Genomic DNA, 8,607 nt, shown 5'->3' on the forward strand with positions numbered 1-8,607 from the left:
CCGCCGTTCCCGGCTGCCGGGTGACCGCCGTCTGCGACATCCGCGCCGATCGCGCGAAGCGTGTCGCGGACGACCTGGTCAAGGCGGGCAAGCCCCGCCCCGCCGAGTACGGCGGCACCGCCGATGCGCACGCCGAGATGCTGGGACGCGACGACATCGACCTCGTGTACATCGCGACGCCATGGGAGTTCCACTACGAGCAGGGCCGGGCCGCACTGCTCGCGGGCAAGCACGTCATCGTCGAACTCCCCATCGCCACCGGGCTCGACGAGCTGTGGGACCTGGTCGACACCTGCGAGCGGACCCGCCGGCATCTGATGCTCGCCGAGAACTGCTCGTACGGGCGCAACGAGCTGGCGATGCTCAAGATGGCGCACGAAGGCGTGTTCGGCGACATAACCAACGGGCACGGCGGCTACCTGCACGATCTGCGCGCCCTGCTCTTCTCCAACACGTACTACACGGACTCCTGGCGCCGCCTGTGGCACACCCGCAGCACGGCGTCCTTCTACGCCATGCACGGACTCGCGCCGATCGCGGCGGCGATGGACATCAACCGCGGCGACCGGATGACGACGCTGCGCGCCACCGCCACCGCCCCGAAGGGGCTGGCCGACTACCGCGAGCGATTCGTTCCCAGGGAGCACCCCTCCTGGAACGAGACGTACATCAACGGCGACCTCGTCACGTGCATGATCGAGACCGCCCAGGGCCGGACGATCCGGGCCGAGCACGACGTCAGCTCACCCCGCCCTTACAGCCGGATCAACACGATCGCGGGCAGCCGCGGCATCTTCGAGGACTACGCGGGCACGTCCTCCACCGGCGGCCGGGTCTACTTCGAGCCCGACCACGGCGGACACGCATGGCGTGACTTCCTGCAGTACCGCAAGGAGTTCGACCACTGGCTCTGGGAGAAGATCGGTGACGACGCCGCGAACAACGGCGGCCACGGCGGCATGGACTACGTCCTGCAGTGGCGCACGGTGCAGCAGATGCGGGCCGGTCTGGTGCCGGACATCGATGTGTACGACTCGGCGGCCTGGTGTTCGCCGGTCCCGCTGAGCGTCATGTCCCTGGAACGCAAGGGCAGGCCCGTGGCGATGCCCGACTTCACGCGGGGCGCCTGGGTGAACCTGCGCGGCGGGCTCGACTCGCGCATGACCGAGATGCCGCCGGTGTGACCTTCCGCCCTTCCCCGTCCCCTTCAGACAAGGAGCGAGCAGCGATGTTCCTGCTTCTGACCGCGCCCCGAAGAGCCGTGGCCGCCCTGGCGGTGTCGACCGTGGCGTTCACCGGTGCCCCCGCGGCCGCGGCACCGGCCGCCGAGGAGCGGCCACCCGCGGCTCACACCGAGGTGGCCATCTCCCCCGTCGATCTGAACGGCCCGGCCATCTCGGCGGTCAAGGTCACCGTCACCAACGCGGGGCCGGACCGCATGCGACGCCTCAAGGTGGCCTTCGAAGGTCCCGCCGGGTGGGCGGTGCAGCCCGCACTGCGCAGCGTCGACGGCTCGTACGCACCGGGCGCCGACGCCACGGCGGAGTTCAGGATCCAGGTGCCGGAGCCCCGCTCCGGCTTCACGATGCGCACCTTCACCGCCACCGCCACCTATGAGGGCGGCGACGGCGAGGGCACTGCCACGGGCACCCGGGTGCAGCGCTCCGGTCCGGTCCTGGCCCGCCTGGCGGACGCGTACAACAACGTCGGCATCACCGACGAGAACAACACCGGGCCAGGTGACTACGACGGTGAGGGCAACAGCTTCTCCGCGCAGAAGCTGGCGGACGTCGGGCTCACGCCCGGAGCGGCCGTGACCGCACTGGGAGCCCGGCTGACCTGGCCGTCCGCCGCCCCGGGCACCAAGAACAACGCGGCGAGCACCGGACAGGCCGTGCGTCTCGACGGCAAGGGCAGCCGGCTGGTTTTCCTCGGCTCGGGCGTCACCACCGGGGCCACCGGCACGGCCACGGTGATCTACACCGACGGGTCCGGCACCAGTGGCGCGGTGGGCTTCCCCAACTGGTCCTTCCAGGAGGCCACGGAGCACGGCGCGACGCTGGTGGAGTCGACGAACGGCCGCAACCGGCCCGACGGCTACGGCAACGCGGGCATCGCCTACCGCGTCTTCGCCAACTCGATCCCGCTCGATCCCGCGAAGACGGTCGAGGTGGTCGTGCTGCCGGCCAACGCAGGCGTCCACCTGTTCGACATGGCGGTCGCCCCGTAGCACCAGGGTCCACACGGTACGGCCGGCCGGCGGAGTGAAGCCCCTCCGCCGGCCGGCGTTCATCGGCTGCTGCGTGGTCACCGCGGCTTGACGTCCTGCCCGGGGGCCGGCGGCGCACCGGCTGCGGTGACGCCTTGTCGTCTCAGCCCGCCGCGGCCTGGTACTCCGCCAGGGCTTCGCGCATCGCGCGGCGGCCCACGGTGGCGAGCACGGGGTTCTTGACCCGGTAGCAGTGCTCCGTGACCAGCCCCCAGGACAGCGCCCAGCCGCGGCCGCGTGCCCAGGTGGCGTCGTCCACCTCGGCCGCCTCGCGGAACAGGCCCCGGGTCCCGGCGGTGAGCAGGGTCCAGGCGGCCATCATGTCGCAGGCGGGATCCCCGACGCCCACGCAGCCGAAGTCGATGACGGCGCTGAGCCTGCCCTCCCTGACGAGCAGGTTGCCCGGCAGGAGGTCGCTGTGGACCCATACGGGATCGCCCGTCCACTGGGGCAGCCGCAGGACCTCCTCCCAGGCCGCCGTCGCCGCGTCGGCGTCCACCGTGCCGTCCGCGCCCAAGTCGCTGATGGCCGCCCGGACCTCGTCATCGCCCGTACGGACCGGGCCGCCGCGGAAGGACGCCGGACCGCCGGCGGCGTCGACCGTGCGCAGGGCCGCGCCGAACCGGCCCAACTCCACGGCGGTGTGCGCGAGATCGGCAACCGGCTCGTCGAACGCGTTCGCGCCGTCGAGCCATCGGTAGACCGACCAGGGCAGCTCGTACCCCTCGCCGGGAACGCCCTTGCCGAGGGGTACCGGCACGGCCAGCGGAAGACGCGGGGCGAGGAAGGGCAGCCAGCGCTGCTCCTTGTCGACCTGTCGCTCCGCGCCGGGAATGCGGGGCAGGCGGACGACCAGGTCGTCCCCCAGCCGGTACATGGCGTTGTCGGTGCCCGCGGAGGGGACCTTCGTGACGGACAGGTGCGCCCAGCGGGGGAACTGCGCGGCGACCAGCCGGCCGACGAGTGACGCGTCGATGTCGACCTCGTCGGCATGCGTCTTCATGCCGGACATGGACCTCCTCGGAGGGGTTCATCAGTAACGGCGTCCGTGTACGCGTCACGGCCGCCGGGAGCGGGAGTCTAACGAGCGGCTCCGGTCCGCAGCGACGGCATTTCCGCGCGCCGGACACGATCGGCCACCACCCGCCGGAGCCGGGGGGCCGCTCTCCCTTGAGTACATCGTCGACCAGGGAGTTCGGACGGATCGGGCGGCACCGACGGGCTCCCTGCGGTTTATTCTTTAACAAAAACACAGCCTCTACTGAGGGAGGCGGACATGCACACGTCGATACGGCGGTCCGCGACCTTCCTGGGCGCGGCCGCGCTTTTGGTGGCCGCCTGCGGTTCGAGCGGCGGTGGAGGCGCATCGGCCGCGGTGGCCCGCGAGGAGGACGGCGAACTCAAACTCGGGTACGTCCTGCCGGAGACCGGTCAGCTGGCCTTTCTCGGACCTCCCCAGATCCAGTCGATGAAGTTCGCGATCAAGGTGATCAACGACGCGGGCGGAGTTCTCGCCAAGCCTGTCCCCGCGGTGGTCTCGGGTGACGAGGCAGGCCAGGAGGCCGTGGCGGCGCAGTCGGCGGACCGCGTGCTGGCGAGCGGAGTGGACGCGATCATCGGTGCCGCGGCGTCCGGGATGTCGCTGGCGTTCATCGATCGCGTGACCGGGGCCGGCGTCGTCCAGTGCTCCGGGTCCAACACGGCACCGACCTTCACCGACTACGACGACGGCGGCTTCTACTTCCGCACCGCGCCGAGCGACGTGCTGCAGGCGCCGGTGCTGGCCGACGTCGTCCAGGGCGACGGCCACGACCGGGTGGCGCTGGTCGCGCGGGCCGACGACTACGGGCGCGGGCTGCTGGAGTCCACGAGGGACGCTCTGGAGAAGGGCGGCACGGAGGTCGCGGTCGCCGAGACGTACGACCCGAAGGCGACGAACTACGACCAGCTCGTGCAGCAGGTCAGGAATGCGAACCCGGACGCCGTCGTGGTGATCTCGTTCGAGGAGGGCGCACAGATCCTGCAAGGACTCATCGAGGCCGGGGTGGGGCCGCAGCAGATCGGTGTCTACGGAGCCGACGGCCTGCGCAGCGCGGAACTGCCCTCACTGGTCGCGCCGAAGAACCCCGAACGGCTGGCAGGCATGAAGGGCACGGCGCCGGCATCGGCGTCCAACGCCGAGTACGTCAAGCAGCTCAGGGCGTTCGCGCCGGAGCTGAAGGAGCTGCAGTTCGCGCCGCAGGTCTTCGACTGCGTGACGACGATCGCGCTCGCCGCCGAGAAGGCGAAGTCGGACGACCCCGGCACCTTCGCCGAGGAGATGGTCGGTGTCACCAAGGACGGTGACAAGTGCACGTCCTTCGCCGCGTGCAGGGAGCTGCTGGCCGACGGCAAGGACATCGACTACGACGGTGTGAGCGGCCCGCTCGAGTTCACCGACGCCGGTGAGCCCGGCCAGGCGACGATCGAGGTCTACACGTACGACGATCAGGGCAAGCTGCAGACCGTGCGCACGGAGGTGAGCCGGGGCGAGGAGTGAGGAACACACCGGAAGGTCGTGAGAGTCCGCAGAGGACGTGTGGTCGCAGGTGTCAGCGGACGCGGGCGAGGGTGCCGAGATAGAGCTCGATCACCTTCGCGTCGCGGAGCAGATCCGCGCCGGTGCCGGTGTACGCGTTGCGGCCCTGGTCGAGGACGTAGCCACGGGCGCAGATCTGCAGACACCTGCGGGCGTTCTGCTCGACCATGAGCACCGCGACGCCCGCGCCGTTGATCTCCTTGACGCGGTCGAACACCTGGTCCTGGTAGCGCGGTGAGAGGCCGGCCGAGGGCTCGTCGAGCAGCAGCAGCCGCGGCTCGGTCATCAGCGCGCGGGCCATCGCGAGCATCTGCCGCTCTCCGCCGGACATGGAACCCGCCTTCTGCTTCCGGCGGTCGGCCAGGACCGGGAAGATCTCCTCGACCGCCCGGGCCCGCGCGGCGTAGGCCCTGGGGCGCAGGTACGTGCCCATGCGCAGGTTCTCCTCGACGGTGAGCGCGGGGAAGACGTTCTGCAGTTGTGGAACGTATCCGACGCCCCTTCGGACCAGTTCGTGAGCGGGCCGACCGGTGACGTCCTCGCCGTGCAGCCGCACGGAGCCGCCGCGGATGCGCAGCAGTCCGAAGACGGCCTTGGCGAGGGTCGACTTCCCGGCGCCGTTGGGGCCGATCACGCCGACCAGTTCGCCGGGCCCGACCTCGACGCTGCAGCCGCGCAGTACGTCGACGCCGGGCAGGTAGCCGGCGACGACGTCCTCGGCCGCCAGCACGGGTGGCGCCCCGTTCGGGCGCGGCTGTGTGGTGCGGTCAGGTGTCACGGGGCTCAGCCTCCTCGCCGGTGGCTTCGGGTTCGTCGTGGTGTTTGCCGAGGTAGGCGTCCACCACGGCCGCGTTCCGGCCGATCGCGGCCGGCGGGCCCTCCGCCACCAGGCGGCCGCCCGCCATGACCGCCACCCAGTCGCTGATTCCCATCACCACGTCCATGTCGTGCTCGACGAAGCACACCGTCAGGCCGTCGTCGCGCAGTTGGGTGATGTGGCCGAGCAGGGACTGGGTCAGCGCGGGGTTCACCCCGGCCATGGGCTCGTCGAGCAGCACCATCCGCGGGCGGGCCATCAGCGCGCGGGCGAGTTCGAGCAGTTTGCGCTGCCCGCCGGAGAGCGTGCCCGCGAAGTCGTCGCGCAGCGGGGCGAGACGGAAACGGTCCAGCAGGTCATCGGCCCTGGCCTCGTTCTCCCGTTCCTGCCCCCGCCACAGCGGTGGCAGCAGCGCGGGCAGCAGCCGCTCGCCGCGCTGCTGAGTCGCGGCGAGCAGCAGGTTCTCCAGCACGGTGAGCCGGGCGAGCGTGCGGGTCAACTGGAAGGTGCGCACCAGTCCGCTGCGGGCGATCCGGTGGGCGGGGCGGCCGGCAAGGGCCTGCCCGTCGAAGGACCACCGGCCGCCGTCGGCCCGGTCGAAGCCGCTGACCAGGTTGAACAGCGTGGTCTTGCCCGCGCCGTTGGGACCGATGAGCGCCGTGATGGTGCCGCGCTGCACCTCCAGGTGATCGACATGCACGGCGGCGAGGCCGCCGAAGCTGCGGCGCACCTCGTCCAGGACGAGCAGCGCGTCGGGCTTGCGCACACCGGGTTCGGCCGCGACGGCCTGCGCGCCCGCGGCACGGGGGCCGCCGGGCGTGGCGGGGCTGCGGTTCTCAGCGGCCACTGAGCAGCATCTCCTTCCGGCTCCCGAGGATCCCCTGCGGGCGGAACGCCACGAGCAGGACGAGGGCGAGCCCGACCAGGGCGAAGCGCACGGCGCCGACCTCCGACGTGCTGATCACGTCGGACGGTACGGCCCCGGTGCCGATGGCCTGGCGCAGAGCGCTGTCGAGGAAGGTGAGGACGAACCAGAACAGGACCGAGCCGACGACCGGCCCCAGGATCCGCCCGGCGCCGCCCAGCACCAGCAGCGTGTAGAGGAAGAAGGTGACGGCCGGGTCGTAGCTGTCCGCGCTCACCGACTGCACATGGATCGCCTGCAGGATCCCGGCGACAGCCCCGATCACGCCGCCGATGACCAGGCTCTGCATCTTGTACGCGTAGACGTTCTTGCCCAGGCTGCGTACGGCTGTCTCGTCCTCGCGCACGGAACGGACGACACGGCCCCAGGGGCTGTGCAGGAGCAGGGCGAGGAGGGCCGCGATCATGACGACCAGAGCCCAGGCGACGATCAGCACCCACAGGTCCCGGGCGGTGAACTCGACCTTCCACACGCCGTAGCGGCCCGGCGGGATCGGATTGAGGTCGTAGAAGTCGCCCGCGAAGCGCTGGAGGCCGAACACCCCGCCCGTGGTGGGCTCGGCCCAGCTGGAGCGGTAGAACAGCCGCAGCGTCTCCCCGGCGGCGATCGTGGTGATGGCGAGGTAGTCGGCGCGCAGCCGCAGGGTGGGCAGGCCGAGCAGCAGCGCCAGGACGAGCGCGGAGGCGAGCCCGACCAGGATGCCGAGCCACATCGAACCGCCCCACGTCACCACGGTGATGGCTAGTCCGTAGCCGCCGACGAGCATGAAACCGACCTGGCCGAAGTTGAGCAGCCCCGTGTAGCCGAAGTGCAGGTTGAGACCGAGGGCTGCGATCGCGTAGATCGCGGCGATGGGACCGATGCCGGAGCGGATCGCGTCGGAGAGGATCACGGAGAAGTCCACGGCGCGCCCCTCACCCGATGCGCTCGGCCCGGCCGAGGATGCCCTGCGGCCGCACCAGCAGAACGATGATCAGGGCGAGCAGGGCCCATGCGTACTGCAGGTCGACCGGGAACCACAGGGTGGACATCTGCGCGACGACGCCGATGACGAGGCTGCCGGCCATCGCGCCGTACGCGTTGCCGAGACCACCGAGGATCACCCCGGCGAACATGAGCAGCAGCAGTTTGAATCCCATGTCCCAGGTGATGACCTCCACCAGTCCGAAGAAGACCCCGCCCAGGGCGGCGAGCGCTCCGCCGAGCATCCAGACGACGAGCACGACGCGCTGCACGTCGATGCCGGAGGCCTCGGCGAGGTCGCGGTTGCCGGAGACCGCACGGATCGCGGTGCCGATCCGGGTCCGTTGCAGCAGTGCCGCGACGCCGAGCAGCGTCAGCAGGGACAGCACGGTGACGGTGAGGTCCCGGGGTGTGATGCCGGCCGGGCCGAGGTCGATCGCCTGCTGGATGTCGTACTGGGCGTAGGAGCCGGGGCGGGCTCCGTAGAGCACGAGCACGATGTGCCGCAGCAGCAGGGACAGGCCGATCGTGACGATGAACATGTTGATCAGCCCGGTGCCGCGGGCCCGCAGCGGGCGCCAGACGCCGCGGTCGATCGCCGCGCCCAGCAGGGCGCCGAAGGCCACGGCGGCGAGGGCGGCGGGGACCAGGTGCCAGCCGGGGCCCGCCGGCGAGACGTTCAGGAAGAAGGCGGACGTGGCGCCGATGGTGACGAGCTCGCCGTGCGCGAAGTTGATCAGGTGGATGGTGCCGAAGATCAGGGACAGACCGACGGCGGTGATCGCGATGATGACACCGAACTGGATTCCGTCGATCAGTGCCTGAAGGGCCCGCGCACCGAAACCGGGGCCGTGTGGGACCTCCTCGCCCTGCGCGCTGTCCGCTGCCGCGCTGCCGGCCGCCGGCAGGACGGTGAGGAACAGGGCGAGTGCCGCCACGAACAACCGCTGATGCCGCACGGTCCGGTCCGGTCTCTCGCAAGCACCCCGATGCGCTCAGTGTAGGCGCGTGTCGGGGTGCCGGCGCAGACCTGTTCAGGCGGTCGAAGGCGGGGC

Annotated in this window: 8 protein-coding genes; 3 read left to right on the plus strand and 5 right to left on the minus strand. The window is 71.0% G+C overall.

The features are described from left to right. Both J7E88_RS32015 and J7E88_RS32020 read left to right on the plus strand, forming a co-directional pair. Positions 1-1,184: Gfo/Idh/MocA family protein (locus tag J7E88_RS32015; protein WP_215186963.1), on the plus strand; the 1,184-nt coding region annotated here is incomplete at its 5' end. Positions 1,185-1,228: 44 nt separating this feature from the next. Continuing rightward, on the plus strand, positions 1,229-2,230 hold the full coding sequence (locus tag J7E88_RS32020; RefSeq protein WP_215186964.1) for an NEW3 domain-containing protein: 1,002 nt from the start codon (positions 1,229-1,231) through the stop codon (positions 2,228-2,230). A gap of 142 nt (positions 2,231-2,372) precedes the next feature. On the opposite strand, the gene J7E88_RS32025 is transcribed toward J7E88_RS32020, so the two are convergent. Next, on the minus strand, positions 2,373-3,281 hold the full coding sequence (locus J7E88_RS32025) for an aminoglycoside phosphotransferase family protein (protein ID WP_215186965.1): 909 nt from the start codon (positions 3,279-3,281) through the stop codon (positions 2,373-2,375). Between the two features lie 264 nt (positions 3,282-3,545). On the opposite strand from J7E88_RS32025, the gene J7E88_RS32030 reads away from it, so the two are divergent. Continuing rightward, positions 3,546-4,808, plus strand: coding sequence for an ABC transporter substrate-binding protein (locus J7E88_RS32030; RefSeq protein WP_215186966.1), 1,263 nt, complete (start codon positions 3,546-3,548; stop codon positions 4,806-4,808). Positions 4,809-4,860: 52 nt separating this feature from the next. On the opposite strand, the gene J7E88_RS32035 is transcribed toward J7E88_RS32030, so the two are convergent. From J7E88_RS32035 to J7E88_RS32050, 4 genes are read right to left on the minus strand one after another with little or no spacing between them, the layout of a single operon-like run. Continuing rightward, positions 4,861-5,625, minus strand: a complete 765-nt coding sequence (locus J7E88_RS32035) for an ABC transporter ATP-binding protein (RefSeq protein WP_215186967.1) — start codon at positions 5,623-5,625, stop codon at positions 4,861-4,863. Next, entirely contained in the window at positions 5,615-6,511 is an 897-nt protein-coding gene (locus tag J7E88_RS32040; RefSeq protein WP_215186968.1) for an ABC transporter ATP-binding protein, read from the minus strand. Before J7E88_RS32040 ends, J7E88_RS32035 begins: the two co-directional genes overlap by 11 nt. Then, entirely contained in the window at positions 6,501-7,493 is a 993-nt protein-coding gene (locus J7E88_RS32045; protein WP_215186969.1) for a branched-chain amino acid ABC transporter permease, read from the minus strand. Before J7E88_RS32045 ends, J7E88_RS32040 begins: the two co-directional genes overlap by 11 nt. A gap of 10 nt (positions 7,494-7,503) precedes the next feature. Beyond that, positions 7,504-8,511: a branched-chain amino acid ABC transporter permease gene (locus J7E88_RS32050; protein WP_215186970.1), complete on the minus strand. Its 1,008-nt coding sequence runs from the start codon at positions 8,509-8,511 to the stop codon at positions 7,504-7,506. Positions 8,512-8,607: the final 96 nt, after the last annotated feature.

This window comes from Streptomyces sp. ISL-10 (assembly GCF_018614575.1).
In the GTDB taxonomy this organism is placed as follows: Bacteria; Actinomycetota; Actinomycetes; order Streptomycetales; family Streptomycetaceae; genus Streptomyces.

Bases quoted from the DNA above. Each gene is read 5' to 3' on its own strand.
- J7E88_RS32020 (WP_215186964.1), top strand. From the start codon at position 1,229: ATGTTCCTGCTTCTGACCGCGCCCCGAAGAGCCGTGGCCGCCCTGGCG.
- J7E88_RS32025 (WP_215186965.1), bottom strand. From the start codon at position 3,281: ATGTCCGGCATGAAGACGCATGCCGACGAGGTCGACATCGACGCGTCA.
- J7E88_RS32030 (WP_215186966.1), top strand. From the start codon at position 3,546: ATGCACACGTCGATACGGCGGTCCGCGACCTTCCTGGGCGCGGCCGCG.